Source organism: Caproicibacterium argilliputei, from assembly GCF_029211325.2.
In the GTDB taxonomy this organism is placed as follows: Bacteria; Bacillota; Clostridia; order Oscillospirales; family Acutalibacteraceae; genus Caproicibacterium; species Caproicibacterium argilliputei.
Genome location: NZ_CP135996.1, coordinates 2131397 through 2146468, shown reverse-complemented (window position 1 = coordinate 2146468; position 15072 = coordinate 2131397). Strand labels below are relative to the sequence as shown.

12 protein-coding genes are annotated in these 15072 nt (G+C 54.0%); 9 read left to right on the top strand and 3 right to left on the bottom strand.

The features are described 5' to 3' along the window. Positions 1–8 precede the first annotated feature (8 nt). The 4 genes from PXC00_RS10385 (at position 9) to PXC00_RS10370 (ending at position 5251) form a co-directional block, all read left to right on the top strand. The gene (locus PXC00_RS10385) at positions 9–1208 is read left to right on the top strand and encodes a bifunctional 3,4-dihydroxy-2-butanone-4-phosphate synthase/GTP cyclohydrolase II (RefSeq protein WP_275845456.1); all 1200 of its coding nucleotides are present in this window, start codon (positions 9–11) and stop codon (positions 1206–1208) included. A 15-nt stretch (positions 1209–1223) separates the two neighbouring features. Continuing rightward, entirely contained in the window at positions 1224–1691 is a 468-nt protein-coding gene (ribH, locus tag PXC00_RS10380; protein ID WP_275845454.1) for a 6,7-dimethyl-8-ribityllumazine synthase, read from the top strand. A 188-nt stretch (positions 1692–1879) separates the two neighbouring features. Then, positions 1880–2800 (top strand): NAD(P)/FAD-dependent oxidoreductase, encoded by a 921-nt coding sequence (locus PXC00_RS10375; RefSeq protein ID WP_275845452.1) that lies wholly within the window; start codon positions 1880–1882, stop codon positions 2798–2800. Positions 2801–2977: 177 nt separating this feature from the next. Next, a complete protein-coding gene (locus tag PXC00_RS10370) occupies positions 2978–5251 on the top strand; it encodes a glycoside hydrolase family 3 C-terminal domain-containing protein (protein WP_407654333.1) in 2274 nt (757 codons plus the stop codon). Between the two features lie 317 nt (positions 5252–5568). On the opposite strand, the gene PXC00_RS10365 is transcribed toward PXC00_RS10370, so the two are convergent. From PXC00_RS10365 to uxuA, 3 genes are read right to left on the bottom strand one after another with little or no spacing between them, the layout of a single operon-like run. After that, positions 5569–7185, bottom strand: a complete 1617-nt coding sequence (locus tag PXC00_RS10365) for a mannitol dehydrogenase family protein (RefSeq protein ID WP_275845449.1) — start codon at positions 7183–7185, stop codon at positions 5569–5571. A 5-nt stretch (positions 7186–7190) separates the two neighbouring features. Continuing rightward, positions 7191–7892: a GntR family transcriptional regulator gene (locus PXC00_RS10360; RefSeq protein ID WP_316934948.1), complete on the bottom strand. Its 702-nt coding sequence runs from the start codon at positions 7890–7892 to the stop codon at positions 7191–7193. A 19-nt stretch (positions 7893–7911) separates the two neighbouring features. Further along, positions 7912–8997: a mannonate dehydratase gene (gene uxuA, locus PXC00_RS10355; RefSeq protein WP_275845446.1), complete on the bottom strand. Its 1086-nt coding sequence runs from the start codon at positions 8995–8997 to the stop codon at positions 7912–7914. A 257-nt stretch (positions 8998–9254) separates the two neighbouring features. Here uxuA and PXC00_RS10350 point away from each other — a divergent pair, with 257 nt between their 5' ends. The 5 genes from PXC00_RS10350 to PXC00_RS10330 all read left to right on the top strand — a co-directional run bounded on the left by PXC00_RS10350 (position 9255) and on the right by PXC00_RS10330 (position 14586). Further along, positions 9255–10115, top strand: a complete 861-nt coding sequence (locus PXC00_RS10350; RefSeq protein WP_275845444.1) for a YitT family protein — start codon at positions 9255–9257, stop codon at positions 10113–10115. A 59-nt stretch (positions 10116–10174) separates the two neighbouring features. After that, on the top strand, positions 10175–10759 hold the full coding sequence (locus PXC00_RS10345) for an ArsR/SmtB family transcription factor (protein WP_275845443.1): 585 nt from the start codon (positions 10175–10177) through the stop codon (positions 10757–10759). Positions 10760–10780: 21 nt separating this feature from the next. Further along, the gene (locus PXC00_RS10340) at positions 10781–11575 is read left to right on the top strand and encodes an HAD-IIB family hydrolase (RefSeq protein WP_275845441.1); all 795 of its coding nucleotides are present in this window, start codon (positions 10781–10783) and stop codon (positions 11573–11575) included. Continuing rightward, a complete protein-coding gene (locus PXC00_RS10335) occupies positions 11572–12282 on the top strand; it encodes a class I SAM-dependent methyltransferase (protein ID WP_275845439.1) in 711 nt (236 codons plus the stop codon). Before PXC00_RS10340 ends, PXC00_RS10335 begins: the two co-directional genes overlap by 4 nt. 213 nt (positions 12283–12495) lie before the next feature. Then, positions 12496–14586: a glutamine synthetase III family protein gene (locus PXC00_RS10330; protein ID WP_275845437.1), complete on the top strand. Its 2091-nt coding sequence runs from the start codon at positions 12496–12498 to the stop codon at positions 14584–14586. The last annotated feature ends 486 nt before the right edge of the window (positions 14587–15072 follow it).

Here is a 15072-nt window from a genome sequence, read left to right as displayed (position 1 = left end):
GGATTCTGATGGACGCGTTTCATACCGTAGAAGAGGCACTGGAGGATTTGCGGCAGGGAAAAATCATCTTGGTAACGGATGATGAAAGTCGGGAAAACGAAGGGGACTTTATCTGTGCCGCACAGTTTGCGGCAACAGAAACGGTGAATTTCATGGCGACCTATGCAAAGGGGCTGATTTGTCTGCCGATGAGCGGCGCGCTTTGTGACCGGCTGGGGCTGCCGCCGATGGTGGCGGAAAACACTGACAACCACGAAACCGCTTTTACGGTTTCCATTGATTTTGCCGCAACCACTACGGGTATTTCTGCACAGGAGCGCGCGGTGACTGCACGTGCCTGCGCCGCCGAGGGGGCAAAGCCGTCTGACTTCCGCCGCCCCGGCCATCTGTTTCCGCTGCGTGCGCGGGAGCATGGTGTGCTGGAGCGCGCCGGCCACACGGAGGCAACGGTTGACCTCATGCGCCTTGCGGGTTTGCAGGAGTGCGGTTTGTGCTGCGAGGTGATGCGGCAGGACGGCACCATGATGCGGCAGGCAGAGCTGCAGAAACTGGCGGAGAAATGGAACCTGAAAATGCTGACCATTCGGGCTTTGCAGGCGTACCGCAAAACACACGAAACCTTTGTAAAGCAGGAAGCTGCCGTTCAACTGCCGACTCGGTACGGGCAGTTTACGGCTTACGGCTACCAAAATCAGCTGAACGGGGAGCACCATGTTGCTTTGGTGAAGGGAACGCTTGGCAATGGAGAAAATGTGCTGTGCAGGGTGCACTCCGAGTGCCTGACCGGCGATGCCTTCGGCTCCCTCCGCTGCGACTGCGGTCAGCAGTTTGCCGCCGCTATGCGGCAAATAGAGCAGGAGGGGTGCGGTGTGCTGCTGTACTTGCGGCAGGAGGGGCGCGGCATTGGCTTGCTCAACAAACTGCGCGCGTATGCCCTGCAGGACCGCGGCATGGATACGGTTGAGGCCAACCGGGCGCTCGGTTTTGCGGACGACCTGCGCGATTATACGGTCGGTGCGCAGATTTTGCGCGATTTGGGGGTAAAAAGCGTGCGCCTGCTGACAAACAATCCGGACAAGGTGCGGCAGCTTTCTGCCTGCGGCGTCACGATTGCCCGACGGGTGCCGCTTGAGGTGCCCGCCACAGCAGACGATTTGTTTTACTTGAAAACCAAGCAGGAAAAAATGGGTCATCTGTTACACTACTGAAAAAGGAGAAAGAATATGCGTATTTATGAAGGAACTCTGGTCGCGCAGGGCGCCAGAATCGGCATTGCCGTTGCCCGCTTTAATGAACTGATTACCACAAAACTTTTGGACGGCGCGCTGGACGGCTTGCGCCGCCGCGGGGTTGCTGAGGAGCACATCGACGTGGCGTGGGTGCCGGGCGCGTTTGAGCTGCCGCTGATTGCATCCAAGTTGGCGGAAAGCGGGCGCTATGACGCGGTCATTTGCCTGGGCGCGGTCATCCGCGGCAGCACGAGCCACTACGAGTATGTCTGCAATGAGATGTCCAAAGGCATTGCGCAGGTGTCGCTGGCGACCGGCGTGCCGGTCCTGTTCGGTGTGCTTACCACAGAAAATATTGAGCAGGCGGTTGAGCGCGCGGGAACCAAAGCGGGCAACAAAGGCTTTGCGTGCGCGGCGGATGCCGTGGAAATGGTAAATTTGATTCACGAACTGAAGAACTGAACCGAAACGCATCAAAAAAGGGCGTCCAAACAGCCTGCGGCTGCGCGGACACCTTTTTTGATGCGGCTGAAGCAGCCGCTTAGTAATAGAGCTTTTCGGACATGGTTCCGGAAATTTCCGGCTCAAAACGGTTCCAGTATTGCGCCAGCTGCTGTTCCAATTCTCCGGCAATTCGCAGCAGGCTGCGGATGAGCCAGTCCTTGGCGGCAGATGTTCCGGCGTCCTTCACCGCGAAAGCGGTCATTCTGGCAACGGGTACTTCTGCCCGTATCCTCGGCATTCCGGGGGAGCGCGAGCTGACCGGGCAGGGAGTTGCCTACTGTGCAACCTGTGACGCGGCGTTTTTTCAGGACCAGCATGTGGTTGTGGTGGGCAGCGGCGACCAGGCGATTGAGGAAGGTTTGTTCCTTACAAAATACGCGAGTCGTGTCACCGTTGTGGTGTTGCATGAGCAGGGAGTTCTGGACTGCAACCGCCAGTCAGCGGAAAAGGCACTTGCACACCCTAAGATGGAGTTTCTTTGGAACAGTACAGTGGTGCGCGTTGAAGGCAGTGACCATGTAACCGGTGTGACCATACGGGACAGCCGCACAGGCAGCGTCTATAAATATCCCTGCAACGGTGTTTTCTTTTTTGTCGGCATGATTCCGGCGACCGGCTTTTTGCAGGACAGTCTTCCGCTGAACCGGCAGGGATGGATTGTGACAAATGACCGGATGGAAACCACCGTGGGCGGTGTGTTTGCAGCGGGAGATGTGCGGGAAAAGTATTTGCGGCAGATTACAACGGCAGCAGCCGATGGTGCGACCGCCGCGACCGCCGCTGAACGGTATATTGAAGAAATGAACGACTTTGAACAGATTTTAATGCCGTCTGAAAAACCGGTGGTGCTGGCGTTTTGGGACCCTGCTCGCACCGGCAGTCTGGAGGCTGTGATGCAGCTGAAAGCTTCGCTCACAGACGAATCCGTACAGTTTATGGAGGTTGACGTCAGCCGCAAAAAGTTTTTGGCGTCCCATTTTGGCGTGGTGCTGTCAGAGAAACAGCCCGCCGCCATACGAACACTGCACGGTCAAAAGGAAGCAAATCTGCCTTTATTTGCATCCTGACCAAACCGGTGCTGTACGGAGGTCCGCCGCAGGTGTGAACTTTTGTTGAATTTGTCAGGAACCCTCTTGCATATTTCATCTGAAAATATTAGACTGAAAATATCATTTTTGTTAGGATGAAATAATATTCCGGAAAGGAAGAAAAAGAGCGTGACCATAAAAGAACAGATTCGCGAAATGACACTGGAAGAAAAGGCGGGTTTGTGCTCCGGCGCAGACTTCTGGCACACCAAGGCGGTGCCGCGGCTCGGCGTCCCCTCTATGATGGTGAGCGACGGCCCCCACGGTCTGCGCAAGCAGGATCTGCAGGCAGACCATTTGGGCATCAACGAAAGCATCAAGGCCGTCTGCTTTCCGGCAGGCTGTGCAGCAGCAGCTTCCTTTGACCGCTCGCTTTTGCGGCATATTGGGGAAACACTGGGCAATGAGTGTCAGGCTGAGGGCGTCGGCGTGATTCTCGGCCCAGCGGTGAACATCAAGCGCTCCCCACTTTGTGGGCGCAACTTTGAGTATTACTCGGAAGACCCATACCTGGCTTCCGAATTGGCAGCCAACCAGATTGCCGGTGTGCAAAGTAGGCACGTTGGCACCAGCATCAAGCACTTTTTTGCCAACAGTCAGGAGCACCGCCGCATGAGCTCCAGCTCCGAAATGGACGAGCGCACCGCGCGGGAGATTTATCTGGCGGCTTTTGAAACAGCGGTGCGGCAGTCGAAACCGTGGACGGTGATGTGCTCTTACAATCGGATTAACGGTGTATATGCTGCTCAGAACCGCCGCGCGCTGACGGACATTCTGCGCGGCGAGTGGGGATTTGACGGCTTTGTGGTCAGTGACTGGGGTGCGGTGAATGACCGTGTGCCCGACCTGCAGGCAGGTCTGGATTTGGAAATGCCGACTTCATTCGGCATGAATGACAAAAAAATCGTACAGGCGGTGCAGGATGGCACCCTGCAGGAAGAGGTGCTTGACCGGGCGGTCGAGCGCATTCTGACACAGGTACAGCGGTTTGAAGCGCACCGCGATTCCACAGCGGTTTTTGACCGTGAAAAAGATCACCAAACCGCACGGGAAGCGGCGGGGCAGTGCATGGTTCTGCTCAAAAATGAAGATGCACTTCTGCCGCTGAACCGCAAGGCGAAGCTTGCATTTATCGGCGAGTTTGCCCAGAAGCCGCGCTTTCAGGGCGGCGGCAGCTCCCACATCAACTGCAGCCGGGTGGACGCCGCATGGGAGCTGGTTCAGCAGAATCCATCGGCTTACCCGCAGACGGTTTATGCGCAGGGGTACCGTACCCAAGAGGACTGTGTTTGCGCGCAGATGCAGGAAGAGGCGGTGCAGGCAGCCAAAGCGGCAGACACAGCGGTCATTTTTGCCGGTCTGCCGGATGCCTATGAGTCGGAAGGCTACGACCGTACCCATATGCGCCTGCCGGAAAACCAGACCGCGCTGATTGAAGCCGTAGCGGCGGTCAATCCGAATATGGTTGTGATTCTGCATAATGGTGCGCCGGTGGAAATGCCGTGGCTTGACCATGTGAAGGCTGTACTGGAAGCTTATCTGGCCGGTCAGGCTGTGGGCGGCGCAGTTCTGGACATTCTGTTCGGCGACGTTAATCCAAGCGGACATCTGGCGGAAACTTTCCCACGGAAGCTGGAGGACAATCCGTCTTATTTGTATTATCACGGTGAGGGGGACAAAACCGAGTACCGGGAAGGTGTCTTTGTCGGTTACCGGTATTATGACACCAAAAAAATGGATGTGTTGTTTCCGTTTGGACATGGGCTGAGTTATACCACTTTTACCTGCGGCAACGTGCGTCTGAGTCAAGCCCATCTGACAGATACGGATACGCTGACGGTACAGGCAGAGGTGACGAATACCGGCACGCGCACCGGCAAGGAAGTGCTTCAGCTGTATGTGGCGCCGCCTAAAGGGGACGTCATCCGTCCGGTACATGAGTTGAAAGGTTTTGAAAAGGTAGAGCTTGCGCCCGGCGAGACCAAAACCGTGACGTTTCGGCTTGGAAAGCGCGCCTTTTCATATTATGATATGGATTTGCAGGACTGGCGCGTGGAGCCGGGCGTTTACACGTTGGAGCTTGGCGAGTCGAGCCGAAACATCCTGCAGACCGTGCAGGTGACTGCGGCGGGAACGCCGAAGAAACCGGCGGAGATTACGCTGGATACGACCATCGGAGATGTGCTGCAGATGCCCCGAGGCAGAGAAATTGTTCGTCCGCTGATAGAAGCGTATGGTATGATGTCGGCCGATTCCGGAAATGCGGATTGTCTGGGTGAGAGCACGGCGCAGATGATGGAATCCATGCTGCGGTATATGCCGCTGCGTGGTTTGGTTGCTTTTGGAAACGGGAAAATTACAGATGCGGATGCACAGAAAGTAGTAGAGCAGCTGCAGGCTGCGGGGAAGCCCCCGCAGGCGGTGTGCTGAAGTTCCCGGAGTGTGCTCCCGCTTCTTTTTCAGTCTGTGTCAGGGTAAAGTCAGCGCTTTGTTACCTTTCATCAAAAGTTCCGCCCGCCCTTTCAAGGGCGGTAGGGTTTGGGGCAAAGCCCCAAGGTCTTTATCAAGGAAGCGAGTTCGGGCTGTAAGCCTGGGTGAAAAGGAAAGTATCTTTTGCCTTTCAAATGCTCCAGCGGAGCATTTGAAACAGCGCGGGGAAGCCCGCCACGACCTTTGCTGTTGCAATAGAAAAGGACAGGAATCGTACCCCTGTGGGGCGGATTCCTGTCCTTTTTACTTTAGTATCTTTAGGCGTTTACATATTTTTGCAGGGTGCTTCTGACTGCACCAGTGCCTGTGGTCAGTTCGGCAAAGTACGCTTCGGTCTGCGCACCTAAACCGGCTTCGTAAAGGTCAACGCCAAAAATGGACACGTTGGACAGAATCGGCTGCAGGGCTGCATGGAACGGGCCCTTGCTGCCCAACTTCACACCGGCAAGGTGCGCCTGATTTTCTGCCAGCAGCGGGTCAGCAGACGGCGTAAATGCCTGTCCGTTGTCATCCACACCCAGCAGATAGCGGCACCAACCGGCCAGCACCAGCGGAATCAGCTTGAGGTCTGTCACTTGCAGCGTTGGCGAAGCAAGGTACGCTTTGATGGTTTCACCAAAGCGGATGCCGAGCTTCTGCGAGGTGTCAGTCGCAATGCGCTGCGGCGTGTCCGGCATAAACGGATTCGGAATCCGCACACGCAGCACCGTGTCCAGAAATTCTTTCGGGTCGAGAATGCCGGGATTGACGACAACCGGCAGACCCTCTTTGTACCCAATGGTTTCTACCAGCTTTTTTAGCTCCGGGTCCTGCATTTCTTTGGAAATCAGCGTGTAGCCGAGCAGACAGCCGTAAATTGCGAGTGCGGTGTGCAGAGGATTTAAGCAGGTGCACACTTTCATCTTTTCCACTTTGTCTACTGTTTCGCGGTCAGTAAAAATCACCCCGCCTGCATCCAGATTGGGGCGGCCATTGGGGAACCAGTCTTCAACCACCAGATACTGCGTTTCTTCCGCATTGACGAACGGCGCCACATAGGTATGCTTGGCGGTAATTTCCGCCTCTACGTCCTCAAAGCCGTCTTTCACGAGTATTTCCTTGACAGAATCATCCGGCCGCGGCGTGATTTTGTCAATCATGCTCCACGGGAATGAAACTTTCATGCGGTCATTCACATAAGCATCGAAGCCGGCGTCGGTCAGACCGGCTTCCGACCATGTTTTAGAAAAGGTGCTGACCGCGCTGTACAGTTTGCTGCCATTGTGCGAGCAGTTGTCCATGCTGACCAGTGCAAGCGGAAGCCGGCCGTTTTGGTAGCGGGCATATACCAGAGCTGCCAACTTGCCGATGTAGCTGACCGGCGCGGCAGGACCCTTTTGAAAGTCCTGCAGAACCGCATCGGTAAAGCTGCCTTTTCCGTTGACCAAGCTGTATCCTTTTTCTGTGATGGTGAAGCTGACCATCTGCAGGGACGGGCTGCAGAAAATTTCTTTGAGCCGGTTCCACTCGGCTGCATCAGCGGAGTCAACTTTTAAAGACTCGGTAATGCTGCCGACAACGGTTTTTTCAATGGAACCGTCTGCCTGCAGTGTCACCAGAACGGAAAGGTTGTCGTGCGGGCGGTACATTCTGTCGATGATTTCATAGTCAAAGCCTTCGGCAACAATGATGCCGGTGTCTGCTTTGCCTGCGTTCAAAATTTGCTGCTGTATATTTGCAGGAAATGCCCGGAAAATGTTGCCGGCACCGAAGTGAATCCATTTCGGTGCTTTGCGCGTCTGTGCACACACTTTTTTTCGGTCAAAGTGCGGCAGGTCAAACCCGGCTTTTTCCCAGGCGGCTGTATTTTGCAGCGCCGCTTCCTTTAGCTTCATAGCTTTTATTCCTTTCTTTCTGTAAAGAAGTCCGGATACTGCTGAAACAGATCCAGCTCCTGTATGTTGATTTTGCGGCAGTGGTTTTCTTCAATTTCCGTCAAGCGGTCGGTCTGTCCCTGTCGGATGCATCGGAGCATTTCTTCATGCTCGCCAATGGCGCCGCTGACGATTTTTGCGTCCCATAAGGTCATCAAGCGGGCGCGGCGGTAGTGGCCGGACATTTGCTCAATCAAGTCCCAGCAGAGCGCTTTGTCTGCCGCGCGGAAGAATACACTGTGAAACGCTTCGTCATAATCCAGAAAGTCAGACATCCGGGTCTCCCGCAGGCAGCGATTCTGTGTTTCCACCAACTGCTCCAAATCGGAAACGTCCTGCGAAGTGTGCTGCTGCATGAAAAGGCTGAGCAGGCGGATTTCCAGACTTTCGCGCAGAAAGCGTTCTTCCTCAACCCGGTGGGGGTCAATACGGGAAACCCGGGTGCCCTTTTGCGGCAGAACGTCTGCCAGACCTTCTTTGGCAAGGCGCATGACCGCGTCGCGCACCGGACTGCGGCTGACCCCCAGCTTTTCAGAAAGCGACTTGATATTCAGTTCCTCGCCGGGGTGCAGCTGCAGAAGCATAATGGCCTCCCGCAGATCGGCGTAAATCCGGTCGCCGGTGTTTTGAATCCGGTACTTTTCAGATTTTAGCGGCGTAAACGGCACATTTTGCACCTCCGTTTCTTCAGTTTGCGGCTTTTGCGTTTTTGCCGATGGCCTCCCATAGACCGTTCAGGTAGGCGACACCCAGCGCACGGTCATAAAGGCCGTAGCCGGGGCGGCCGACTTCGTCCCAGATCATGCGGCCGTGGTCAGGGCGCACATAGGTGTCCGGGCAGGTTTCGTACAGGGCTTTCATAATTTCGTACAAATCCAGCGAACCGTCGCTGGAAAGATGAGAAGATTCCCGGAACTTGTGAGGGCCGAGGAACTTGATGTTCCGGACGTGCGCACAGCCAATGCGGTGCATTTCCCCAAAGTGACGGATGATGGCGGGAATGTCGTTGGCAGGGTCGGAACCCAGCGAACCAGTGCACAGGCAGACGGTGTTGCAGGGGCTGTCGTGCAGTTTGACGATTTTATCAAAGTCTGCCTGCGAGTGGGCAATGCGGGGCAGACCAAACACCGGCCAGGCAGGATCGTCCGGGTGGCAGGCCAGCACCATGCCGACTTCTTCGCAGGTCGGGATGACGGCATCCAGAAAATACTTGTAGTTTTCGCGCAGCTTGTCTTCGTCAATCAGTTTGTACTGCTCCAGAATGCTCTGCAGCTCTGCAAGGCGCTCCGGTTCCCAGCCGGGCAGGGAAAAACCATTGGAGCTTTTTGCGGTGTTTTCCACAATCTGCACCGGTGTCATGCCTTTAAGCTCCGCTTCGTCAAAGTAGAGGGAGTTGGAGCCGTCTTCGGGAATCACGTGTGCAAGGTCGGTGCGCAGCCAGTCAAAAACCGGCATGAAGTTGTACACAATGACTTTGACACCGCACTGTGCCAGACTGCGGATGGTTTTGATGTAGTTTTTGATATAGCGGTCGCGGCTGGGTTTGCCCAGCTTGATGTCCTCGTGGATGTTGACGCTTTCAATGACTTCTACTTCCAGACCTGCGTCGTGTACGTGCCGGACGTAGTCCTGAATCACGTGGAGCGGCCACTCCTCACCGGCGGCGTACTGGTCCAGCACGCCCATCAGACCGGTGCAGCCGGGAATCTGTTTGATTTGCTTCAGGCTGATGCTGTCGCGACCCTCGCCAAACCATCGGAATGTCATTTTCATAGGGAAGTTGCTCCTTTCATGCCTCAATGTTTTCTTTTATACTAGTATATTAGTATATCAATTTACAAATGTAAAGAGGAAATGATGAAAAATTGAAAAGAAAGTGCGGCTTACTGCGGTTGGATGCTGCCTTTTTGCTTTTTTTTGCGGGAGCAGGTTCCTTTTTGCCGTTCAAGCGTCTATAATAACCTTTGGTCAAACAGCCCGCTGAAAGACAGCGGCGCATTAAAAAGTTTTTGGTTGAGGGGATTCGTTTCATGGACAAGGCAAAGGTGCGCCAGACGGTGCGGGAGTACGCTTTTTTAACAGCAGCAACCATGATTATGGTGGTTGGCATTTACTTTTTTAAGTTTCCGAACAATTTCTGTTTTGGCGGGGTGACCGGTTTTGCCGTGCTGTTTAGCAGCTTTACGCCATTTAACGCTTCCGACCTGACGTTTATCATGAATATGGCGCTTTTGGTAGTGGGGTTTCTGTTTGTCGGCAAATCTTTCGGAGTGAAAACGGTGTATGTCAGTGTGCTGATGTCGGTGGCACTGAGCGTTCTGGATAAAGTGTACCCGCTGACAAAGCCTATGACCAATGAGCCGGTGCTGGAGTTTATGTTTGCGGTGTTTCTGCCCGCGCTCGGTTCCGCCATGCTGTTTGATGCGGACGCCTCCAGCGGCGGCACGGATATCCTTGCGATGATTCTCAAGAAATATACCAGCTTCAATATCGGCGTTACGCTGATGCTGGTTGATGTGCTGATCACGGTGCTTGCCTTTGTAATTTATGGGCCGAAGACAGGGCTTTTCTCCATCGCGGGGCTGCTGGCGAAAACCCTGGTGATTGATACCGTGATTGAAAACATGAATCTGTGCAAATACTTCACAGTGGTCTGCGATGTTCCCGCCCCCATCTGCGACTTCATTCATCAGGAGCTTAATCGCAGCGCAACGGTGTTTGAAGCGCAGGGCAGCTACGGCCACAGCCAGAAGAAAGTGATTCTGACTGTGATGAAGCGCAATCAGGCGGTGCGCCTGCGCCGCTTTATCCGCGAGCAGCAGCCGAACGCATTTATCATGATTACCAACAGCAGCGAAATTATCGGCAAGGGCTTTCGTGGAATGAACTAAATCTCGTTTCAGCTTTGCACAGCGGGCAGGGCTATGGTATAATCTTCAGCAGGAAGGGGATGCAGCCAATGGGCCTGCGCATTCTGGAAATTCAGGATGAAGAAAGCTTGAAAATTTATATGGACCCGCTGCGGCAGCGCATTGTTTTGAAGCTGGCGGCGCTGGGGGTGCCGGTCACTGCGAAAAAATTAGCGGATCTCTTGGAAATCTCGCCGTCTTCCGCCAAGCATCATCTGCAGAAACTGCAGGGCATCGGCCTGGTGGAAGTGGACCATACCGAACTGATTCACGGCATTGTCGCCACCTTTTACCGAGCAACACCGGTGGAGGTGCATATTGGCCTTGAGAACGACACAGCAGAAAGCAGAAACCGCAAACAGATACTCGGCGAAAACATGGTGCGCATGGTGTACCACGATTATTTTGAAAATGCACTTGCGTATGCCGCAAAGAGCGGCGGCGCGGCGCCTGTCGGCAGCCAACTGGGCGTGGGAGGTGTACTGTACCTTTCACCCGAGGAAATGGAAACGCTTTCACAAAAGGTGATGGAATTTGTACGGGCGCATTCTTCAGCAGAGGGCGAGCGGACGGTGCCGATCGAGTACAGCCTGATTGCGTTTGATGCGCGCGGCAAAACGGAATGAACGGTTAGAAAGGGCGCAAATGTGAAAAAACTGCTATGCTTTGATTACGATATGACGCTGCTGGACCACGCCACGGGGCAAATTCCGGCGAGCACACAAGAGGCTGTCCGCCTGCTGCGACCAACGTGGAAAATTGTGCTTGCCACCGGTCGCGACATGGAACAGCCGGAAAGCACTTATGGCATGGAAACTGTGCAGCCGGACGCAGTGGTGCAGATGAACGGCGCAAAGGTCTGCGCCGAGGGAAAGGTGCTGTACGAATACTTTCTGCCGCAGGAGCTGATGCAGCGAATTTTTGCATTTGCACTGCAAAAGGATCTGTGCGTCAGCTGCCTTTTGGACAATGTCTATTATACGACCAAGCCGCAGCCGCTGCGGGATTTCGTTTACACCTGCGTGCGGCAGACACCCATTACGGTGCGCCCTGCGCAAGAGGCATTCGGGCGGCAGGTGCGTGCGCTGGCGCTGGTTGGAAACACTGCGGATGCGCGGCTTCTGGAGGCTGCGTTTCCAGAAATCAAAGTGCCGCTGTTTGCGCAGAAGCGCGGGGCGGACATCATTCCGCGCGCGCTTTCCAAGGCGGAGGGGATGCGCCGCGTACTGGCGTATTACGGCAGCGACTTTTCGCAGGTGGTCTTTTTCGGGGACAGCGGCAACGACTTGGAGTTGATTGCCGAGGCGAAGCTGGGCATTGCGATGGGAAATGCCATTCCGCAACTCAAGGAGGCGGCGGACTACGTGACCGATGCGGTGGGAAAAAACGGCATTTGGAACGCACTGGTGCACTTTCACTTTTTACAGGGGGAAAAACGATGAAAAAAGGAAATTACGGTATTGATGCGCCGCTTGCGGTTTTTGTTCTGCTCGCGGCAGGGGTACTGCTGATGCTGGCTGCGGGCGTGCGGGCGCACACCTTTTCGTGGGTGGGGCTTCTTTTGCTGGCAGTCGGCTTTTATATGCTTTACGGCAGCAAATGCGGCAAGTATAAGCTGCGCGAAAAGATTTTGCAGCGCACGATCGTGCGGGAAAGTGACACGGTGCTGGATGTCGGCTGCGGCCGCGGGTTGCTGCTGAACGGGCTTGCGCAGAAGCTCAAAACCGGAAAAGCTTATGGGGTTGACCTGTGGAGCGGCAAGGATCAATCCGGCAACGGCGCCAAAGCGGTGCAGGCAAACGCACAGCTGGAGGGGACGGCAGACCGGATCGCGGTGCAAAGCGGGGATATGCGCAGCCTTCCGTTTGCAGACGAAACATTTAATGTGATTGTTTCCAGCCTTGCGATACATAACATCCACGGCGCGGCGGAACGGGAAAAAGCCCTGCTGGAAATGGCGCGCGTGGCAAAAAGCGGCTGCCGCCTTGCAATTTTGGACCTTGCCCATATACAGGAGTACGCACAGGTGCTTTCCGAAAACGGATTTTTGGTTGAGGAAGTGAGCGGTCTGCAGGCGCAGATGTTTCCGCCGGTTCGGATTTTATATGCGCGCAGGCAAAGAATCGGTGCAGGTGCTTCCAAAAAATAAGTCAAAAGGCGGAAAGCGGTGCATTTTTGGCTCGCTGCACAAAAGAAGTGAAAGAAACCGGGCGGATTTTTGCGCTTCTCCGCTTTTCTGCCGTTGACTTTTCTATCCGGAGAGAATATAATAACGATAACGACAGTAAAGGCGCTGTGGGGCTAGTTCCCTATAGCGCTTTTTGTCTATCCACACCGATTATTACTGCATGGAGGGAATTGCATGAGTAAAGTACCAGAATTGTTCAGCAGCTTGGTGTTCAATGAAACAGTCATGAAGGCACGGCTTCCGAAGGATACCTTTAAGGCACTGATGAAAACCCGGAAAGAGGGGCAGCCGCTTGTTCCGGATGTTGCAAATGTAGTGGCGAACGCAATGAAAGACTGGGCAGTGGAAAACGGCTGTACGCACTTTACTCACTGGTTCCAGCCGATGACAGGTATTACCGCCGAAAAGCATGACAGTTTTATTTATCCGATAGACAGCGAAAAAGTCATCATGGAGTTTTCCGGTAAAGAGCTGATTAAAGGAGAACCGGACGCAAGTTCCTTCCCGTCCGGTGGCCTGCGCGCCACGTTTGAAGCCCGCGGCTACACCGCGTGGGACCCCACCAGCGATGCGTTTATTAAGGACGATACCTTGTGCATTCCCACCGCGTTCTGTTCTTACGGCGGTGAGGCACTGGATAAAAAGACGCCGCTGCTGCGCTCTATGAACGCCATTAACAAGCAGGCACTGCGGATTTTGCGCCTGTTTGGCAACACCACCGCACAGCGGGTCAACACCACCGTTGGCCCGGAGCAGGAGTATTTTCTGATTGACCGTGACCTGTACCTCAAACGGCGCGACCTGGTTTACACCGGTCGGACGCTGTTCGGTGCTAAACCGCCCAAGGGGCAGGAGATGGAAGACCACTACTTCGGGGTGATTAAGCCGCGCGTCAAGGCATTTATGAAGGACTTGGACGAGGAACTCTGGAAGCTGGGGATTTTGGCGAAAACAGAGCACAATGAAGTGGCGCCTGCGCAGCATGAACTGGCACCGATTTTTACCGGCACCAACATCGCCGCCGACCACAACCAGCTGACCATGGAAATCATGAAAAAGGTTGCTGCCAAGCACGGCCTTGCCTGCCTGCTGCACGAAAAGCCCTTTGACGGGGTCAACGGCTCCGGCAAGCATAACAACTGGTCTATTGCCACTGACGACGGCGTTAACCTGCTGGATCCCGGCGACTCTCCGCGGGAAAACGCGCAGTTCCTGCTGTTCCTGGTTGCCGTTATTGAAGCGGTTGACGAGCATCAGGACTTGCTGCGCCTGTCTGTTGCCAGCGCGGGGAACGACCACCGTTTGGGAGCAAACGAAGCACCGCCTGCGATTATTTCCATCTTCCTTGGCGATGAGCTGACCGCGATTCTGGATTCCATTGAGCAGGGTAAGCACTATGCGCAGAAAGACAAAGAAGTGCTGACCATCGGCGTGGATGAGCTGCCGCCCCTGCCGAAAGATGCCACAGACCGCAACCGAACCTCGCCGTTTGCCTTTACCGGCAACAAATTTGAGTTTCGGATGCTCGGCTCCACCGTTTCGATTGCCTGTCCGAACATGATGCTAAACACCATTGTGGCAGACGTGCTGGAGAAATATGCCGACCGTCTGGAAAAAGCGAAGGACTTTACCAAAGAACTGAACACCATTGTGCATGACGCATATCATGCGCACAAGCGCATTGTCTTTAACGGCGACGGCTATACCGACGAGTGGGTGAAAGAAGCGAAAAAGCGCGGCCTGCTGAATCTGGCGTCTACTGCGGATGCACTGCCGTACTACACGCTGCCGGAAAATGTGAAGCTGTTTGAGCACCATGGCGTGCTGGCTAAAGACGAAGTGTACTCTCGCTGCGATATTCAGCTGGAGAATTACACCAAGCAGCTGCACATTGAAGCACTGACGATGGTAGATATGGTTTATAAAGATATTCTTCCGTCTGCAGGCAAATACATGAAAGACCTGAGTGAGGAAGTGGTCACTAAGGCGGCTGCGTGTGCGGAGGTTACCTCTGCATTTGAAAAGGATACTTTGAAAGAGCTGTCTAAACTGAGCGATGCACTTTACAAGGAAGTCAAAGTCCTGCAGAAAGCGATTGACGGCGAGGGCAAAGGGTCTGTTCAGGAGCAGGCGCAGTATTCCCGCAATACCCTGTTTGCGCAGATGGAGAAAACCCGCAAAGTTGCGGATGAAATTGAGCAGATTGTCGGCAAATCCTACTGGCCGTACCCGACCTATGGTGACCTGCTGTTCAGTGTTCTGTAAAAGAAAATGCCTTTTCAAACTGCCGTGGTGCTTGCACTGCGGCAGTTTTTTGTGTTTCTGTACAGGGGATTAAGAGAACTAAGATAGAAATTCAACGAGACTAGTCGTTTACAAAATTTTAAATAAATTGTATTATAATTATGGAAAAATATAAAACATAACAGGAAATTAAACTTATGAAAAGAATTAAATCAATTGCAACTGTGTGCTTGACAAGTGTGCTTTGCATAAGTACACTACTTGTGCAACCAGCACATCCTGAAAAGACAGATGAGCAAGAAAGTTGTGGGGGCTGAGGCTATAGTTTAAAGCTCATTTTGGAGACAGATGGCATAGTGGTATGAATGTAGCAAGTCATTTTACAGAATGGACAAATCAACTCTACACGAGAGGTGGATCTGTAATCGGAAAAAGTAGGAGTGACAACAACCATGATCATCATCTTGCCTATGTTGTAGCAAGAAACAACACCATGTACACAAATCC

Bases quoted from the DNA above. Each gene is read 5' to 3' on its own strand.
- PXC00_RS10385 (WP_275845456.1), top strand. From the start codon at position 9: ATGGACGCGTTTCATACCGTAGAAGAGGCACTGGAGGATTTGCGGCAG.
- ribH (WP_275845454.1), top strand. From the start codon at position 1,224: ATGCGTATTTATGAAGGAACTCTGGTCGCGCAGGGCGCCAGAATCGGC.
- PXC00_RS10375 (WP_275845452.1), top strand. From the start codon at position 1,880: ATGAGCCAGTCCTTGGCGGCAGATGTTCCGGCGTCCTTCACCGCGAAA.
- PXC00_RS10370 (WP_407654333.1), top strand. From the start codon at position 2,978: ATGACACTGGAAGAAAAGGCGGGTTTGTGCTCCGGCGCAGACTTCTGG.
- PXC00_RS10365 (WP_275845449.1), bottom strand. From the start codon at position 7,185: ATGAAGCTAAAGGAAGCGGCGCTGCAAAATACAGCCGCCTGGGAAAAA.
- uxuA (WP_275845446.1), bottom strand. From the start codon at position 8,997: ATGAAAATGACATTCCGATGGTTTGGCGAGGGTCGCGACAGCATCAGC.
- PXC00_RS10350 (WP_275845444.1), top strand. From the start codon at position 9,255: ATGGACAAGGCAAAGGTGCGCCAGACGGTGCGGGAGTACGCTTTTTTA.
- PXC00_RS10345 (WP_275845443.1), top strand. From the start codon at position 10,175: ATGCAGCCAATGGGCCTGCGCATTCTGGAAATTCAGGATGAAGAAAGC.
- PXC00_RS10335 (WP_275845439.1), top strand. From the start codon at position 11,572: ATGAAAAAAGGAAATTACGGTATTGATGCGCCGCTTGCGGTTTTTGTT.
- PXC00_RS10330 (WP_275845437.1), top strand. From the start codon at position 12,496: ATGAGTAAAGTACCAGAATTGTTCAGCAGCTTGGTGTTCAATGAAACA.